This window comes from Bacillus sp. NMCC4 (genome assembly GCF_002998555.1).
Taxonomy (GTDB): Bacteria; Bacillota; Bacilli; order Bacillales; family Bacillaceae; genus Bacillus.
Map to the genome: position 1 here is coordinate 320,511 of NZ_PVRA01000003.1, position 17,320 is coordinate 337,830.

The 17,320-nt window shown below is 41.5% G+C and carries 22 protein-coding genes; 14 read left to right on the plus strand and 8 right to left on the minus strand.

The window, feature by feature from the left end:
• Positions 1-2 precede the first annotated feature (2 nt).
• Positions 3-1,031: an SDR family NAD(P)-dependent oxidoreductase gene (locus tag C6Y02_RS09070; protein ID WP_106031078.1), complete on the minus strand. Its 1,029-nt coding sequence runs from the start codon at positions 1,029-1,031 to the stop codon at positions 3-5.
• 243 nt (positions 1,032-1,274) lie between these two features.
• Here C6Y02_RS09070 and C6Y02_RS09075 point away from each other — a divergent pair, with 243 nt between their 5' ends.
• Positions 1,275-1,997 (plus strand): acylneuraminate cytidylyltransferase family protein, encoded by a 723-nt coding sequence (locus tag C6Y02_RS09075; RefSeq protein ID WP_106031079.1) that lies wholly within the window; start codon positions 1,275-1,277, stop codon positions 1,995-1,997.
• A gap of 28 nt (positions 1,998-2,025) precedes the next feature.
• Here C6Y02_RS09075 and C6Y02_RS09080 read toward each other — a convergent pair whose 3' ends face one another.
• Together C6Y02_RS09080 and C6Y02_RS09085 are read right to left on the minus strand one after the other, a co-directional pair.
• Entirely contained in the window at positions 2,026-2,988 is a 963-nt protein-coding gene (locus C6Y02_RS09080; RefSeq protein WP_106031080.1) for a CgeB family protein, read from the minus strand.
• Between the two features lie 15 nt (positions 2,989-3,003).
• Positions 3,004-3,405 (minus strand): hypothetical protein, encoded by a 402-nt coding sequence (locus tag C6Y02_RS09085; protein WP_106031081.1) that lies wholly within the window; start codon positions 3,403-3,405, stop codon positions 3,004-3,006.
• A 207-nt stretch (positions 3,406-3,612) separates the two neighbouring features.
• Here C6Y02_RS09085 and cgeC point away from each other — a divergent pair, with 207 nt between their 5' ends.
• The 7 genes from cgeC to C6Y02_RS09120 all read left to right on the plus strand — a co-directional run bounded on the left by cgeC (position 3,613) and on the right by C6Y02_RS09120 (position 9,712).
• Positions 3,613-3,933: a spore maturation protein CgeC gene (cgeC, locus tag C6Y02_RS09090; RefSeq protein ID WP_034660957.1), complete on the plus strand. Its 321-nt coding sequence runs from the start codon at positions 3,613-3,615 to the stop codon at positions 3,931-3,933.
• Between the two features lie 17 nt (positions 3,934-3,950).
• Complete coding sequence (locus C6Y02_RS09095) at positions 3,951-5,246, plus strand: glycosyltransferase family 2 protein (protein WP_106031082.1); 1,296 nt, start codon at positions 3,951-3,953, stop codon at positions 5,244-5,246.
• A gap of 158 nt (positions 5,247-5,404) precedes the next feature.
• Complete coding sequence (locus C6Y02_RS09100) at positions 5,405-6,781, plus strand: sigma-54 interaction domain-containing protein (protein WP_106031083.1); 1,377 nt, start codon at positions 5,405-5,407, stop codon at positions 6,779-6,781.
• Between the two features lie 117 nt (positions 6,782-6,898).
• Positions 6,899-8,299: a lysine 2,3-aminomutase gene (gene kamA / locus C6Y02_RS09105; protein ID WP_034660953.1), complete on the plus strand. Its 1,401-nt coding sequence runs from the start codon at positions 6,899-6,901 to the stop codon at positions 8,297-8,299.
• The gene (locus C6Y02_RS09110) at positions 8,296-8,583 is read left to right on the plus strand and encodes a YokU family protein (protein ID WP_034660952.1); all 288 of its coding nucleotides are present in this window, start codon (positions 8,296-8,298) and stop codon (positions 8,581-8,583) included. The genes kamA and C6Y02_RS09110 overlap by 4 nt, the downstream gene beginning before the upstream one ends.
• A 78-nt stretch (positions 8,584-8,661) precedes the next feature.
• Positions 8,662-8,886 (plus strand): YozE family protein, encoded by a 225-nt coding sequence (locus C6Y02_RS09115; RefSeq protein ID WP_003215834.1) that lies wholly within the window; start codon positions 8,662-8,664, stop codon positions 8,884-8,886.
• 145 nt (positions 8,887-9,031) lie between these two features.
• Positions 9,032-9,712, plus strand: a complete 681-nt coding sequence (locus C6Y02_RS09120; RefSeq protein WP_012010279.1) for a hypothetical protein — start codon at positions 9,032-9,034, stop codon at positions 9,710-9,712.
• Here C6Y02_RS09120 and C6Y02_RS19610 read toward each other — a convergent pair.
• Positions 9,709-9,843, minus strand: coding sequence for a hypothetical protein (locus C6Y02_RS19610; protein ID WP_258182067.1), 135 nt, complete (start codon positions 9,841-9,843; stop codon positions 9,709-9,711). The two genes, C6Y02_RS09120 and C6Y02_RS19610, sit on opposite strands and share 4 nt — an antisense overlap.
• 119 nt (positions 9,844-9,962) lie before the next feature.
• Here C6Y02_RS19610 and C6Y02_RS09125 point away from each other — a divergent pair, with 119 nt between their 5' ends.
• From C6Y02_RS09125 to C6Y02_RS09145, 5 genes are all read left to right on the plus strand, one after another.
• Positions 9,963-10,133 (plus strand): YozD family protein, encoded by a 171-nt coding sequence (locus C6Y02_RS09125; RefSeq protein ID WP_066030762.1) that lies wholly within the window; start codon positions 9,963-9,965, stop codon positions 10,131-10,133.
• 50 nt (positions 10,134-10,183) lie between these two features.
• On the plus strand, positions 10,184-10,792 hold the full coding sequence (locus tag C6Y02_RS09130) for a phosphatase PAP2 family protein (RefSeq protein WP_034660950.1): 609 nt from the start codon (positions 10,184-10,186) through the stop codon (positions 10,790-10,792).
• Between the two features lie 54 nt (positions 10,793-10,846).
• Positions 10,847-11,164: a YodL domain-containing protein gene (locus C6Y02_RS09135; protein WP_034660949.1), complete on the plus strand. Its 318-nt coding sequence runs from the start codon at positions 10,847-10,849 to the stop codon at positions 11,162-11,164.
• 112 nt (positions 11,165-11,276) lie between these two features.
• On the plus strand, positions 11,277-11,972 hold the full coding sequence (gene deoD, locus C6Y02_RS09140) for a purine-nucleoside phosphorylase (RefSeq protein ID WP_012010274.1): 696 nt from the start codon (positions 11,277-11,279) through the stop codon (positions 11,970-11,972).
• A gap of 68 nt (positions 11,973-12,040) precedes the next feature.
• A complete protein-coding gene (locus C6Y02_RS09145; RefSeq protein WP_060596558.1) occupies positions 12,041-12,871 on the plus strand; it encodes a M15 family metallopeptidase in 831 nt (276 codons plus the stop codon).
• A 50-nt stretch (positions 12,872-12,921) separates the two neighbouring features.
• Here C6Y02_RS09145 and C6Y02_RS09150 read toward each other — a convergent pair whose 3' ends face one another.
• Positions 12,922-13,173 carry a hypothetical protein gene (locus C6Y02_RS09150; RefSeq protein WP_003216113.1) on the minus strand — a complete coding sequence of 84 codons (252 nt, stop codon included), beginning with the start codon at positions 13,171-13,173 and terminating at the stop codon, positions 12,922-12,924.
• Positions 13,174-13,265: 92 nt separating this feature from the next.
• On the minus strand, positions 13,266-13,964 hold the full coding sequence (locus tag C6Y02_RS09155; protein WP_106031084.1) for a class I SAM-dependent methyltransferase: 699 nt from the start codon (positions 13,962-13,964) through the stop codon (positions 13,266-13,268).
• A gap of 151 nt (positions 13,965-14,115) precedes the next feature.
• On the opposite strand from C6Y02_RS09155, the gene C6Y02_RS09160 reads away from it, so the two are divergent.
• Entirely contained in the window at positions 14,116-15,501 is a 1,386-nt protein-coding gene (locus C6Y02_RS09160; RefSeq protein WP_106031085.1) for a S41 family peptidase, read from the plus strand.
• Between the two features lie 41 nt (positions 15,502-15,542).
• On the opposite strand, the gene C6Y02_RS09165 is transcribed toward C6Y02_RS09160, so the two are convergent.
• Both C6Y02_RS09165 and C6Y02_RS09170 read right to left on the minus strand, forming a co-directional pair.
• Entirely contained in the window at positions 15,543-17,036 is a 1,494-nt protein-coding gene (locus C6Y02_RS09165) for a sodium:solute symporter family protein (protein WP_034660944.1), read from the minus strand.
• Positions 17,036-17,239 carry a DUF3311 domain-containing protein gene (locus C6Y02_RS09170; protein ID WP_034660942.1) on the minus strand — a complete coding sequence of 68 codons (204 nt, stop codon included), beginning with the start codon at positions 17,237-17,239 and terminating at the stop codon, positions 17,036-17,038. Before C6Y02_RS09170 ends, C6Y02_RS09165 begins: the two co-directional genes overlap by 1 nt.
• Positions 17,240-17,320: the final 81 nt, after the last annotated feature.

A 17,320-nucleotide genomic window follows, 5' to 3' on the forward strand; every position in this document is an offset into this window, starting at 1 on the left:
TTTTATTTTTTATGATGCGTGTGATGTAATTGTTCAATGATGTGGAATAGCTTTTCTTTTGTAATGAGAGGCGCTTCATTTGATGTGTAATTGGTTAAGTCGACTTTTTGAAAGTCAGCGTGCAGTTGTGGTCTTGGTAAAATGGCATAAAATTGTTCATGCTCAAATAGTGCATCTGCTTCGTGCTGAAATGTGAGCTCTTCGTGAAGCTTTTCTCCAGGTCTTTTCCCAACAACGAGAATATCCGGGGGTGCGACATTGATTTGAGCGGCATATTCATGAAACGCTTTTAAGAGATCAGCAAGCTGTAATGACTCCATCTTGAGAATGAACGTTTCGCCGCCTTTCATCATGATCGCTGCTTGAAGTGTGAGGGAGACAGCCTCTTCGATGGACATAAAAAAACGTGTCATATTAGGGTCAGTTACGGTCAAAGGTTTTTCATTTAACAACTGCTGGAGCATGATGGGAATGACTGAACCTCTTGATCCAAGCACATTGCCAAAACGCACAGAGCAAAACATCGTTTTTTGATTCGGAATACTTTCGTTTGCTTGGAAAAATAGTTTTTCTGAAATTAATTTTGTTGCACCCATGGCATTTGTCGGAGAAACCGCTTTGTCAGTTGATATGTTGACAACATGACTGACTTCATGTTCGATTGCGGCTTCAATGACGTGCTGCCCGCCGATAATATTCGTTTGCACTGCTTCAAACGGATTGTCTTCACAAGTGGGTACTTGTTTTAAGGCGGCTGCATGAAAGATGATATCAACGCCTTTGACGAGCTGTCTCACGCGGCTTGCATCTCGTACATCTCCTAAAGCGAATGCAACTTCTGGGTGATCTGCATACTCATTTTTCATCATGTATTGTTTGCTGTCATCTTTGCTGAAGACGATTATCTTCTTTGGAGAGCATGATGTTAATTTTTTCACAATTTGACGGCCGATCGAACCCGTACCGCCTGTGACTAATATCGTTTTGTCACGAAAAAAAGCCTTCAAACTCGTTTCTCTCTTTTTGGACATATCTAATCCCCCAACTCTCATTTCTCTACTTTGCATCATATGTGAAAGAGCGGCATCCGTTTGAGGAAAAGAACCACTTTCTATATAAATTAGGTGAACAAATTATAACCATCTGCTTGACGTCTTAATAGAATATGGAGAGATAAGAGAACAAGTAGAAAAACGAGAGACCTGAACACTTCAGTACTGCGATCAGCTCGGATGAAAATGAAGAGAGCTTTGCGCGAGGGGAGAAGGGAATACATGTATAGGGGAAATCGTATTTTAGCCTTGATACCAGCTTTTAGAAGTAGGCGCGATCAGCATGATGAACACATTCGCGTATTGGCGGAGCGGCCGCTCATCTATTGGACCATTCAGCCGTTACTGCAAATGATTGAGTTAGATGAAGTCATCGTCTCTACAGAGGATGTCAATACTCAAATCATTTCATCTCACTACGGAGCCCATGTGATTGAACTGCCAGACACGCATGTAACGGAACAAACACCGTCACTCATAGCTGTGAAGCATGCGCTTGCTTATTTAGAGCGTGAGGGGAAGACCTTTGATATTGTTCTATATTTGCATCCATCGTCTCCTTTAAGAGAGCCGGAAGATATTGAGAAGTGCTTGCAGCTTCTAGTAGAAGGGAGTTATGACTGCATGGCATCTTTTACAGAGGCGCTAGAAAACCCAAATGAAACATGGACACTGCATGAGAATAATGAAGCCACTTTATATAAGGACAATCATTACTTTTTCATGCCAAAGCATGAGCAGCCATATACGTATGGCCGTTTAAATGGAGCAGTGTATGCTTTTCATGTTCCATATGCAAAAGAATGCATTCATTCCTTTTTAGAAGGATCTGTTGGAGCGTATATCATGGATTGCCAAAAATCACTCGTGGTGAAACAGGAGGAAGACCTTGAGAAAGCGGAGAAAGTCTTATTGGCTCGGCGAGATGCGGAGGGTTATGCATAAGATGAATTTCAACGAGAAAAGCGCCCGGTCATAGGGCGCTTTTTACAATCTCATAAAGCCTGTGTGGAAATGTCTCAAATGTATTCCAGGGAACGACTTGTTCGTAATTGTTTCGTGCGATCGCTTTTCTTTTCTCGGCATTTGATCCATAATATTCAACCTGTTCCAGCAAATCGTCCTCATCTTTATAAAAAACGAAGCTTGAAAAAGCTTGCGGCGGTTGTAGATCCGTCAATTGAAAGCTTTCAGCTGCAGCGATATCAAACGCTCTGTTGTTCAGGCTTACATTTTGAATCATGGCTTTGTTTTTATTATAGGCAAACTGAGCCGGCCTGTGCGGGTTAAGAACAATCGCTGATTGCTGATAGATGTCCGCCATTTGCTGAGGGCTTAGCCAATTGGTCACTAGTGTGAGATCTCGATAATGTCTTCGTGACTTATTTAAATGACGATGCCATTCCTTACCTGCAACGAGAATCCGCCATTTGTTCTGTTGTAAGAGTGTATCAATGGCTTTGATGCGGTTGGGATAAGGGTAGCCGGCGAGTGCAATGTCATAGTTGCACATCTCTTCAGGCGATTCGTTTTGTTGAAAAACACGTGTATTTGCCGGAATGGGAAAGTAGTGGGTGTGACCTATGCCCAATTGTTTGTAAAATGGCAAAGCTCCTTCATCAATCGTTAATATGAGCCGCGCATCACGCGTGCAAGCAGCTGACACATCTGTATAAAAGGGATCTTCTGTCATCCACAAAACGATCGGGATCTTTTCTTGTTTGAATTGATGAAGCACTTCGCTCGGAACATGATCACCGATCATCATCAAAACAAAATCCGGAGAAAATGTCCGGATTTTGTGCATGTGAGCGGGTAGAGATTCTCGATCAATTTTTACACATGAAAAGGGGGAATCAATGAAGCTCTCTTCTACCCATTGATCAAACATGTGATAGATTCCGCCGTAGCCAGAGCTGATATAAAGAAGCTTCATGATGGCCCTCTCACATTAAGATGTGAACGTAACACTTTCAACTTTATCTACATCTAATAAAGTCGTTGCAGAGCCTGTTGGTGTAACTGAGCTTTCTTGTGTAACAAATACAACACCCGTTGAAGCATTGAATGCTACGAATTGAACTGGCCCGATTAAATCTCCTGAGTCAGTGACAATGCTAATGACGGTTCCTGGTGCAAGTCTTGCAAAAATCCATCTTGCTGGCTGCGATACATCGAGTGTTGTAGCAGAATCTGAAGGTGATGCCTCAGCTGCCACTTCACTTAATAAATTGTTCAATTTTTCTTCCATTTGAACTCCTCCTTCTTCAAGATTAACTGTTAATGCACGAGTAAGTGGTTTGAAAAACACTTTCAATAGTTCTTTTTTTAATTCGGCACGCTTGTCGCTCATTTTTTCCCCATCCTTTCTTCATCAATTCAAACTCACCCCTATGTATATGCCGTTCACTTTTTTTGGTATAAGCAGAACGCTGATTCTTTGTTCTTTTTTTCATTTAATTACTTCACACATTTTTAAAAATGTTTTCAAATGCTGAGGCTAAATGAAGTGATTCTCATACTCTAGTAAAGATTAAATGTGAAGAGAGAGGGATTATGAATGGAATTTGAACAATTATTAAATGGTTGGAACGAAGAATTACTAGAAGCAGAAGGAGTACTTGAAGTCATCTTGATTTTACTTCTTCTTCGTCTTTTAGAAGAAAGTGAGGAAGAGAGTGTGTCAGACATCAAAGAATTACTTCGTCCATGGCTTGAGCTTGGCATTCCGCTGCCACGTGTTCATTTAGTCAATGGAGAGGTCCTTCAAAACGTAGTTGTTGTGCAGCTCTTTGATACAGTAGCGGTCTTTAAAAACGTGACAAATCAGCTAAGAGTGAATGTTCCTTACGTGAACATTGTCAGCTGGGGGGCTTTTTAATCTAATTAAAAAGGATAATGATCATGAAAGTATCGGTAATTTTAACAAGCTACAATAAACCTGATTTCATTGATCGTGTGCTAAAGAGTATGGTGGAACAAACGTATTCAAATTGGGAGCTTCTGATTATGGATGATGGCTCAGAACAAGGCACCATCCAAAAGATCCAGCCCTATTTAGACGATGAACGCATTCATCTGTATTCACGCACGGTTCATCCTGCAAAACGGCTGTTAACCGTTCGGTATGCGACGCTTATTAATGAAGCGCTAACCCGTATAACAGGTCAGCTCATTTGTTATTTAACAGATGATACTGTGTATCATCAAGATCGTTTGCAGAAAATGGTGGATGTTTTTCAGTCGAATCCTCATATCGATATTGTGTATTCCTCGCAGCGGGTCGTGCATGTTGATAAGCATTTAGTCGAGACCATGAGCTTTGTGCGTGAAGCAGACCAAATCTTGGAGCATGCGTCCTTTCAAGTGGATCATTGTTCGGTCATGCACAGAAGGCGTTTGCTTCCGCTAATTCATGAAAAATACGGACAATATTGGGCTGATGAGCCGAAACACTGGCATCATGCAGATTCTGTTTTTTGGATGAGGCTGAATCAATTTGCCGCGTTTTTTCCATTAAGAGATGTACTTGATACAACGTATAAAACCCCTCATTCCTTTCATCATCTGTTTTCGAGTATGCCGTATGATCTCATTGACGGAACGGTGATTGAAAAGGAAGGGGATTACTACCAAATCGCAGGCGGCAATCTTCATGAAATTGAAAGGTGCTGGGTGAACGAAAAAAACAGGCGCGCAATTCGGGTGCCATCGTTATGTGCGATGAAATATGAGATGAAAGACATGCTGGCAGTACCAAATTATACAGTTGTCACGGCAGATCATGGAAAAACGTTCTATTATATTGAAGATCAGAAAAAAAGGCGATTTGCTGCAAAACGTGACGTGCAATATTTTCAGTTTCACCCTAAGGAGATCTATACGATTTCAAATGAACGGCTTCAGATGTTTGAAGATGGCGGCATCATTCAAGTTTCTCCAGTATTTAGTCCGCCAAACAGGCGGCTGTTTAAATGGAAACAAGATGTCTATTTACTGATGCATCATACCTTTTACCGTATTGATCCTGATGTCGTGAAGCGATTTGCTTTTTATCATCAGCCAATTAATTTATACCCTTCCCAATTTACGTTATTTCAAGAAGGAAAGCCGATAGTGCCGCTGTATATGGAATCGCTGCAAGAATTCGATATGTCTCTTTATCAAACATCAGGGCGAAAGCACTCCTCATAAGAGGGGTGCTTTTTTGACGCTATAGACAAAAAAAGCAGGAAGTTGCAAGGAAAAAGCGAAACATGAAAGGACAGGAGAAGGTGTGATGAAGATGATCAAGCCGCTGAAAATCCGGCAATAGACGCCGGTTTTTTGGCACTGAAAGTGAGGGGGAAAGAATGGGGAAAGTTGTCGAAAGAGCGGATTGGTTTGAATTAATTTTAGAAGCCATTGATGAAGCCATTCATGTTGTAGATGATCAAGGCATGACGATCTTTTACAATCATAATGCCGCTAAGTTTGACTGTTTACAAAAAGAAGAGGTGATTGGCAAGTACATCCTTGAGGTGTATCCCTCTTTAACAGAAAAAACAAGTACGCTTATGCATGTTTTGAGAACTGGGAAGCCCATTTATCATTCGCTGCAAACCTATTTGAATAAAAACGGAGAAAGAATTGAAACCGTCAACACGACATTGCCCATTATTGAAGAAAGCAAGCTAATAGGCGCGGTCGAAGTCGCAAAAGATGTATCGAAGCTGTCAGCTCTTTCAAATCGTTTAGATCAGAAAAAACGGATACACGATGTGGCTGGGGCAGAACAAATGCATGATTTTGCTTCATTTTTAACAAATGATCCGTTCTTAAAAGAAATGCTTGAAAAGGCAAAAAAAGCAGCTGCTTATCCGTCATCAGTTGTTGTCTACGGGGAAACAGGGACAGGGAAAGAAGTGCTCGTTCAAGCCATTGTTCATGAATCTGACCGGAAAAACCAAGTGTTCATTCCGCAAAACTGTGCAGCACTTCCAGAATCGCTACTTGAGAGCCTATTATTCGGATCTGTCAAAGGGAGCTATACGGGCGCAATTGATCGCAAGGGGCTCTTTGAATTGGCTGATGGAGGCACGCTTTTTCTTGATGAACTGCAAGCGATGCCGCTCACGCTGCAGACGAAATTATTACGTGTGTTAGAGGATGGTGTTGTGCGCCGTATTGGGGATGCAAAAGCGATTCAAGTGGATGTAAGACTCATTACTGCACTCAATATGGACCCATTTGAAGCGGTGAAAAAGCAAATTTTAAGAGAAGACTTATTTTATAGACTGCATGTGTCATCTTTTCATATCCCGCCGCTTCGTGAGAGAAAGCAAGACATCCCGCTGCTTTCCCGCCATTTCATTCAAACCTATCATCAGCAGTTTTCAAAAAACGTCACTCGCCTTTCTGAAGAAACGGAACAATTGTTTATGGCTCACCACTGGCCGGGAAACGTCAGAGAATTAAAACATACCATTGAGCATGCCGTATTGATGATGCCAAAGGAAGCGGAAGACATCACACCTTCATACCTTCCTGCTCATTTACGTACGCAGAAGCTCGAGGAAGAAACACCCGACGCCTCCTTAAAAAGTCAGGTTTCTTCATTTGAACAGACTTTGATTCAAGAAGCTTTAAATCAGCATCATGGCAATATTAAAAAAACCGCCGCAGCCTTAAAAATCCCTCGACAAACGCTGCAGTATAAACTGAAGAAATATGCAGATGCCGAAAAATAGGCACCACCATCCATTGAATATCACGGGTAAAGCTCCTTTTGTAAAGAATAGGGGCATTTTCCCATGTTGGCACATAACTTGCATAGTATAAGGTGAATGCTGATAGGGGGAATGGATATGAATCAGAAACTGTATGAACCGGCGCGTCATTGGAAGGACATTGAGCTTTGGAAGGATGTACCTGAGGAAAAGTGGAACGACTGGATTTGGCAGCTGACGCATACCGTGAAAACGCTTGAAGATTTAGAGAAAATCGTGAACTTAACAGAAGAGGAAAGAGAAGGGGTGAAGATTTCCACCAAAACCATTCCACTCAACATTACACCCTACTATGCCTCACTGATGAATCCAGACGATCCAAGATGCCCAGTACGTATGCAATCTGTGCCAATCGCTGAGGAGCTGCATAAAACAAAATATGACTTGGAAGACCCGCTGCATGAAGATGAGGACTCACCTGTCCCGGGGTTAACGCATCGGTACCCAGATCGTGTGCTCTTTCTTGTAACAAATCAGTGCTCCATGTACTGCCGCTATTGTACGAGAAGACGTTTTTCCGGCCAGATCGGTATGGGCGTGCCAAAAAAGCAGTTAGATGCTGCCATTGGATATATTAGAGAAACACCTGAGGTGCGGGATGTGTTAATTTCCGGCGGAGATGGGCTCTTAATCAATGATCAAGTGCTTGAATACATTTTGAAAAACTTACGAGACATTCCGCACGTTGAGATCATTCGGATAGGAACCCGCGCGCCGGTCGTCTTTCCGCAGCGCATTACAGATGAGCTGTGCGAGATTTTGAAAAAATATCATCCGGTTTGGCTGAATACCCATTTCAATACAAGCATTGAAATTACGAAAGAAGCCAAAGAAGCGTGCGAACGTCTTGTGAATGCCGGCGTCCCTGTTGGTAATCAGGCTGTCATCCTTGCAGGTATTAACGACAGTGTGCCGATTATGAAGAAGCTGATGCACGATCTCGTGAAGATACGGGTCAGACCTTATTATATCTATCAATGTGATTTATCTGAGGGGATTGGCCACTTTAGAACACCAGTATCAAAAGGTCTTGAAATCATTGAAGGCTTAAGAGGGCATACGAGCGGGTATGCCGTGCCAAGCTTTGTTGTAGATGCACCAGGAGGCGGAGGAAAGATCGCCTTACAGCCAAATTATTTATTATCGCAAAGCCCTGACAAAGTCGTTCTTCGTAACTTTGAAGGTGTGATCACCTCTTACCCTGAACCAGAGCATTACGTCGCAGGGCAGGCAGATGCATATTTTAATGAAATTTATGAAGAGAAACAAGAACCGGCAATTGGTGTTACCGCACTATTTCAGGATGAAGCGAAATCGTTTACGCCTGAGAATTTAAGCCGGATGAAACGAAGAGAAGCATATGAGACAAATCCTGAGCATGACACACTCAAAAACAAACGTGAAAAACGAGATGAATTAAAAGAGAAAAAATATCAAGCACAGCTCAAAAAAGATCAAACTGTAAAGGAGGAGAAATGACCTTGCTGACATGTGATTGGTGTGAGGAAAACAAAGCAAACGCAGAGCAGACAACAGTCTATTGGGAACTGATCACTGGCACACAATCAATTGAAATCATCGAAACACCGTCCATTTCCTGCACGCACTGCGGCATGTTATATCAAAAGGATGAGACGGTCAAAGAGATAGAAGATCAATTAATTTTAGTGGATCAGACAAAACTTCCAGAAAAAATTTCATACGAAGAGTTAATGAGCATGGAGCGGTTATTAAAGCGAAATTACTTTGACTTTTCATCATAAGTTGTACCTCCGCCTATACAAGTCATCAAATTGCTGTATAATATAACAACAAAATAGAGTGTCGCGGAGGGAAAACAGGTGAAGTCGTTTTACCATTATTTAATGAAGTACAGACATCCAAAACCGAAAGATGAAATCAGCCATTTTGCAAATGCTGCTTATGAGGATCACAGCTTCCCGAAAGCGTCCACTGATTATCATGAGCTGTGTGCCTATTTAGAATTAAATGGCGATTATTTGAGCTCAATGACAACATTTGACGAAGCGTTTGAGCAATATGAAGTAGAAGTCAAAAAAAAATAACAAACAACCGCTTGTTCCGGATGGGAGAAGCGGTTTTTTTTATGAGAAATAAAATGGCGTTTTGCATGGTGTGGTTGCCCATGCAGAATTCCTTGCGCCGGCATACGATACGTTAAGACCAAAAGTCGGGCAAGGGGGAGACAGAATGAAGGCGAAAGCACCAAAATATCAAGTAGGGGATATTGTCGTCGTTGTCATGTACGGCACAGTCGGAACGATTACAAAAGTCCATCAAATTGACCAGCACTATTTGTATGAGGTCAATCATAATGAGGTGCTTTATTTTGAAACATCACTTCAGCTTTACGATGAGTACGACGGGGTGATTGTGGATACAGAAAAGCTGGACATTGAATATGAGTTCCTCATTGGCGATGTTGTATATGTAAAAGATTACGGAAAAGAGCTATTTAAAATTATTGGCCATCGGACTGAAATATGGCGATACCTTGATGACGGCTGGGAAGATGTCATTTACGAACTCACGAGGCTAAAGGACGGAGAGTGGCTGGAAACAGAAGAGGAAGACTTAACGCTTGTCCTGAGGAAGTATGAGATGGACCAGTTCGTTCATCAGCTTCTTTTTGTGCATTACGTCGGTGAAACCTCAAAAGAAATGGAAGAAGATATGGTTCAAACGGCTCTATTACAATTAGAAGAGAAACAAGAAAGCGAAGCTTCACTAGAATTCCTCGCTGTATCTATAGTGGATGAGCTTCTTGATATATATAATGACTATAAAATTCTCTACGAATTTTTCGAAGATCCAGAATACAAAGATATGATGGATTTTATATTGGAAAGTTTACACGAGCATTTTGGTTAAAGAAAGACTTGTCCTAACACGAATAAAAAATAAGGCACACAGAAAAAAACAATCACATAAAACCATCCCCTCAAGATACGGCCCATCACCTGATCAAACGTTTCTCCATCTAATATGCTTAACCATTTCATTGCCTCAACCCCCTTTTCTTTTTGTTTACTGCATTTATATGTATGGAATGAGCCATTATGACAAACTGTAATAAAAAACAGGCGTCGTTCATACATCATAAAAAAGGAGGCGGAATGTAATGAAAGAAGCAGATTTGGTGATTGATACAGAGGAAATTGCGGAATTCTTCTACATGGAGCTGGTCAAAAGAGGGTACATACCTGCTGAGCTGGAAACGTTTGAGCTGGCTGACATTACGTTTGAATATATGCTGAAAAAAGCAATGATAGTTGAAGAAGAGGCGTGGTAGGCACTATACTTTGAAGAGATTCTGAAGAGAGAGGGAGGAGAATCTTTCGCGTGTATATCCTATTTCTTTTGATTTTATTTGGCGCCATTGCTGCGCTCATGGTATCTGGTGCGGGTCAAGAATTGGACAACCAGATCATCTTATGGTTTGAGAGCATCAGACTCCCTTTTTTAAATGATGTCATGCTGACTTTGACGGACTTTGGCATTAGTGCGCTGCTCGTCCCAATCATGCTCATTTTTAGTGTCGTACTATTCATGTATAAGCGCTATTACTCTATCATGATGCTTTTTCTATTATATCTCACAGAAAAAACCATCAATCATGAACTAAAGGGACTGTTTGCTAGAGAGCGACCGGCCTTTGATCATCTTGTCAATGAAACGTATTACAGCTTTCCGAGCGGACATTCGATGAATGCAGCCACAATCTATCCTTTTATAGCTTATCTATTAGTTGAAATGATTCCATGGCTGAAAGAAAGACAAAAAATCGTCTACTTGATCACGGGGTTCTGTGTTCTTTTGATTGGGATCAGCCGAATGTATATCGGTGTTCATTATTTGACAGATGTTGCAGGCGGTTTTGCGATAGGACTTGCTTTATTTCTCATTTGTAAAAAGATTGACGAAAAATTGTCTGTCATTCGACAAAAATAGAAGAAGGAAATTGACAGACCCCAGCCAATTTTATATAAAAGGGGAGGGATTTGAATGCAATTGACGTTGAGATTTTTTCAAAAGAAACCTTCAGCATTTCACTTAACCATTTATCAGACACCTGAATATGGCGCTGCAAGCGGGCATCAGCCTGTGTACCGGACAAAGATTGGCGGCAGAACACACCTGGATGTTCTGGAAAAAGCATTCTCGACATTTAATGTACATGATACAGTCCCTAATGATTACAATGCACGGTTTATGACAACAGGTGATATTGTTGTGATTGATGATAAGAAGAAAGGAAAGTGCTATTATCAGCTTTTTCCGGCAGGATGGAAACGCAGTGAACGACTGATAACGATGAGTTAAATAGATGATTGACGATGCCAGCTTGAGCTTCAGCTGGTATTTTCTTTTTTAGGCTCAATCGTTTATACTAAATAGGATAAATCACATAGTAAACGTAAGTGGAGGCTAAAAAATGAGTGTACATATTGGAGCAGAAAAAGGACAAATTGCAGAAACGGTATTGCTGCCAGGCGACCCGCTTCGTGCGAAATATATTGCAGATACATATTTAGAAGATGTCGAATGCTATAACGAAGTGCGCGGAATGTATGGTTATACTGGAACCTACAAAGGAAAGCGCGTTTCTGTACAAGGTACCGGAATGGGCGTACCTTCTATTTCGATTTATGTGAATGAACTCATTCAAAGCTATGATGTTCAAAACTTAATCCGCGTCGGATCTTGCGGGGCTATCAAAAGGGATGTCAACGTGCGTGATGTCATTTTAGCTCAAACATCTTCAACAGACTCACAAATGAATCGTGTGGCGTTTGGACCGATTGATTACGCACCTTGCGCTGATTTTGGACTGCTTAAGAAAGCCTACGATACAGCAGAAGCAAAAAATGTCGCTGTACGTGTCGGTAATGTATTTACAGCAGACCAATTTTACAATGAAAAACCACTTGAACTCATGGCTCAATACGGTATCCTAGCGATTGAAATGGAGACAACAGCTCTTTATTCGCTTGCAGCAAAATTTGATCGAAAAGCGTTATCCATTCTGACAGTGAGTGATCATGTTCTCACAGGAGAAGAAACGACGGCTGAAGAGCGTCAAACGACATTTGACGAAATGATCTTAATTGCACTAGACTCCGTTTTATAATAGTATAAAGGGTGTGCTACGATGTAGCGCATCTTTATTTTTTTAGAAGAGCAAAAGGAAGGTATGTCATGAAGAAAAGCTATAAAATACTCTCAATCGCATCGATTCTTGGTTTGACAGCCGCACTATCGGGCTGCCAGTTGCTGGATCAAAAAAGCGGTACATCTGAATCGAACAAAACAAACGAACAAAAGAGCGCAGCAAATTCATCTACCCAGCAAAACTCAAACAATACAGCAGATTCATCGGATCAAGAGCTGACATTAAAGAGTGAATATTTCAATGACATCAAGGTGGTAAGTGGGTTGAAAACCATTCAAAATCCTGCAAACGTGCTAGCTCTTGTCAACAAAGAATACGCATTACCAGGAACCTATAAACCTTCTGATCTCGTTGTACCAAAAGTAGAATTCTCTTTTTCAGAGGATATTGAAAAACGATATATTCGTAAAGAAGCAGCGGAAGCACTTGAGAAGTTATTCAAAGATGCGAAAAAGAAAAACTTCGAGCTGGCTGCAGTATCTGGCTATCGCTCCTATGACCGTCAAAAAGTCATTTTTGATAGTGAAGTCAAATTAAAAGGCAAAGACAAAGCGCAGGAAGCAGTAGCTTTACCAGGCGAAAGTGAACATCAAACAGGCCTTGCCATGGACATTTCCTCAAAAAGTGCCGGCTTTGACATCTCTGAAAAGTTTGGTGAAACACCTGATGGCAAATGGGTGGCTAAAAACGCCTATAAATATGGTTTTATCATTCGTTATCCAAAAGGAAAAGAAGATATTACAAAATATGAATATGAGCCGTGGCATCTGCGCTATGTTGGAAAAGAAGCAGCAAAAGCGATGCATGATCACGATTTAACATTTGAAGAGTACATGAACAAAGTGAAGAAAATCTAATCAAATAAAAAGGCCTCCCAGCTATTCGGGGGGCCTTCTTTATTGTTCTTTTAAAAAAAGAACAATCCTGCTAATGCGAAACCTGTAATGAAACCAAGCCCGATGCCATAAGCGGCACCCCAGCCGTAATACCCTCCGTAATAACCAAAGCCAAAGCCGCCGCGAGAACCGCCGACTGGACGAATATACACTTTACGGTTTGTCACCCGCTCAATGCGTCCGACATGCACTCTGCCATTACGATCTGTGATTCTAGCGACTTTTCCCATGTGCTGCTGACAAAGCTTTTGATAGCGCTCCATATTTTTCCTCCTTATGACAAACTCTTTTCACTCTTATCCTATGCGAGAGACCTCATAGAGTTTGGACAAAACATATAGGAGATTCGCTCATTTTATACGGTACATTCAAATAGAATGTGGCTTAGCTGCTTCCGGTGCGCTTGAATCAGATCGTAGTGTGTTTGCAGCGTTTCGTAAAGAGAAGGCGGGATGTGTTCAGATAATTCCATTTCTGTCGGCTCCTCCTGTACCATGTGTTCATCAAATGAGAGAATGCGAAAGTCATGGAATCCTGCTGCTTTTAGCTGCTCCTTCCATTCTTCAAGTGAAAAGAGTGAGTGGAACCCGTAAAAATCTCGTACGGTGGCGAGCTCCTCTGGTGTAAGGGGTGCTTTTAACACAGCTTCATTTGCGATCATTTGACCTCCAGGGGCAAGCACTCGTTGGATCTCAGCAAGTGCAGCAGGAAGGTTTGTGAAGCTTAAAACAGATTCACTGATGAGAAGAGTGAACGCTTCATCTGGAAATGGCAGCTGTTCAATCGATGCTTGCAATGCGCGGATCGGCAGTTCTTCTCGCTCAAATCGCAGGTTGGCCTTTTCAATCATCAAAGGATGTGTATCAATCGCCTCTACCTGATAACCGATATTTCCTAAATATGCCGCCGTTTGTCCTGTCCCGCATCCCGCATCCAGTATACGTGCATCCGGCGTCAATTTTATATGCTCAAGCATCGTTTTTGTTAACTCAATTCCGCCAGGATGGGCACTGGATACGCCAAAATAGGCAAGCATTTCTACATAATCACTCATAAAATCCCTTCTTTCCTTATCAAGTTCCTCTTTAAAGATTATGCAATGCAAGGTCAAATGGCTTATCTTTTCAAAGAGAACTTCGATCCTTTGGTTGACGGATGAAGCATCGTCCTTGATAATAATGAAAGGAGATAAAGGTGGTGTTTTTTTGAAAAAACAATTTAAGTTCGTGATCGCCATTCTGGTGACAGCGGCCCTGTCCTCTGCGATTACATTTGTGATCACAAAACAAGGGGCTGTCAGTGTCTCAGGAGACGAGAAGTTTAGTAAACTCATGGCGGCGTATACGAAGGTAAAAGATGAGTATTACGAAAAAACGGATGATCAAAAACTAGTAGATGGTGCGATTCAAGGAATGATTGCATCACTTGATGATCCATACTCTACATATATGGATCAGGAGGAAGCCGAAGGATTTAACAACACCATTTCATCATCATTTGAAGGAATTGGTGCACAAGTAGAAGAGAAGGATGGGCAAATTTTAATTGTCGCAGCGATTAAAGGCTCTCCTGCTGAAAAAGCCGGGTTGAAACCTCATGATCGTATTTTAAAGGTGGATGGGAAAAGCACAAAAGGCATGTCGGTCAATAAAGCAGTTTCTCTTATTAGAGGGAAAAAAGGAACGGATGTCAAGCTGCACCTTAACCGCCAAGGAGTGGGCAATGTTGATGTGACGATCACAAGAGACACCATTCCGCTTGAAACGGTGTATGCAAAACTCACAAAAGACAAAATAGGAGAAATCCAAATTACGTCCTTTGCTGAAACAACATCGAAAGAGCTAGATAAAGCCATTGATGACCTCGAGAAAAAAGGGGCAAAAGGCTTTGTCATCGACCTGAGAGATAATCCAGGCGGCATTATGACAGAAGCGATTGAAATGAGTAATGACTTTATCGATAAAGGGAAAGTCATCATGCAAGTTGAAGAAAAAGGGAAGAAAGAAGAGTACAAGGCTGAAAAAGAACGTAAAGTTCATCAGCCGGCAGTTGTTCTTGTAAATGGCGGCTCAGCAAGCGCTGCTGAAATCATGGCGGCGGCTCTGCACCAATCTTCAGGTATCAAAATTATTGGTGAAAAGACATTTGGTAAAGGAACTGTTCAAAATGCACAAAGCTATAATGATGGTTCTAGCGTCAAGTTAACCATTGCCAAGTGGCTGACGCCGGATGGTTCTTGGATTCACAAAAAAGGAATTGAACCACAGGTCAAAGCATCGCTCCCAAGTTATGCAAAGCTGCCATACTTAAGTCCGAAAAAATCGTATCAGCTGAATGACAATGGAGATGAAGTCAAAGCGGCTCAAAAAATGTTCCAAGCGCTTGGCTACAAAGCAAAAGCAAATGGTGAGTACGATCAAGCTTTCCAGTCTATCGTCAAACGCTTCCAAACAGACAACGATCTGAAAACAGACGGTATTCTGACAGGAGATACAACGACAGTATTGATGACAAAGATCCAAGATAAGTTAAAGAACAATGATACACAAATGAAAAAAGCCATTGAAGTTTTGAAAAAAGAAATGAAATAAAGAAAGAGCAGTCCTCATAAGGGGGACTGCTCTTTTTATGTTTACGCGTTGTTTACAGTCGCTTCTGTTTTTTCGTTATCTTTTTCAAAAAGATCATTTATGACAGAATTGTCTGTGACATGCTTTTGGAAGAATGGATTCAAGATCAAGATGACCACAACGTTTGCTAGTAAACCGAGAAAACCTTCATAAAGACCGAACGTGACTTGTGAGATATTGGCTGTAAAGGTGACGATGATGCCAACAACTAACCCCGCAATCGTTGCTTCTCTCGATTGTTTTTTCCAGAACAAGCTGATCGCAATGGCTGGGAAAATTTGAACCATTCCTGAAACGCCAATGAGCTGAAGCGTCACAAGTGCTGTTGGGAAGAGCATCCCGAATAAAAGGGCCAGTCCGATGACGATAAACACCATTGAACGTGTAATGATGGTCAATCTTTTTGGTGATACATTCGGATGAATTAAGTCACGGTATAAATTATTGGCAAATAAATTCGATGCGCCAATGGCCATGATCGAGCATGGAATGAGGGAAGCCAGTGCAATTGTTGAATAAGCGAGGCCCTGCATCACACCACCATATGACGTTTGAATTAAATGAAGAAGAGCAAATCTTGGATTTGTATCTTCAGGTAAGACTAAAAAGGCAATAAATCCAAGGAAGATGACCAAAATCAATACGATGTTATAAAGAGGCAAAAACATACTGTTTTTACGGATGGCATCTGCACTTTTGGCTGTAAAAACCCCAGTTGCCGCATGTGCCCACATAAACAAAGCAAGGGCAGAAACGCCTGAAGCGGTAATGAACCATAAAATGCCTTTAGGACCGCCGTCAGGAATTGTCAGAAGCTGTGGCGCTTCCTTAGCTAACGTATTCATCATCGGGGTCCAGCCGTTAAAATGAATGATTGGCAGTGAAACCACCATAAACAGCATGATGACCCAAACGAGAATATCCTTAATAATGGCTGTATATGTAGGACCTTTAATACCACTGAAAAATGTATAAAGTGCGACTAAAATAAATGAAATAATAACAACTGCATTCACATTAATATAACTAGTACCAGCGACAGTTAACGTATCTTGAATCCCGCTCAGCTGAAGACAAATATAAGGAATCAGCATAAGTACTCCAATAATCGCAATCAAACTGGATAACAGCTTGCTGTCAAACCGCTCACGTGCATAATCAGCGAGCGTTGTGAGGTTGTGATTTTTCGCAACCGTCCATAGCTTTGGTAAGAAGAAATAAGCAATAAAATACGCTAGAACTGAATAGGGGATAGCGAAAAAAGCGACACTTCCAGCTGTATAGGCTGTACTAGTGAGCCCTAAAAAGGTATAAGCGGTATATAAATCTGCGCCTACGAGGAACCAGACGAGCAGACCGCCAAATTTTCTCCCGCCGACAGACCATTCCTCTACTGACTGTCTCGATGATTTATCCCGGCCAGCGGCAAATCCGATGACCACGACGATGAAAATAATACTTGCAGTAATCAATAAAGCTGTTAAATTTCCTTGCATTAGTCAGTTCCTCCATTTGAATGTTGCATCCGGTAAATGATGAATGTGCAGATTGGTGTGAGAACAATCCATAGTAAGAGCCAGAAGTGGAAAAAGGGCAGCCCTATCACAAATGGATGAATACGATTCGCAAAGGGCAGCAGTGCGAGCTGTCCGATGAATGGAATCGCTATAAGTAGTGCCAGTATCAATTTTTTATTCATGATTCCCTCCTGAATTTTTTGTAATTTCATAATAATAGCAGTTGTCAGATTAGATCACAAGTCCATTTTCAGAAAAAACAA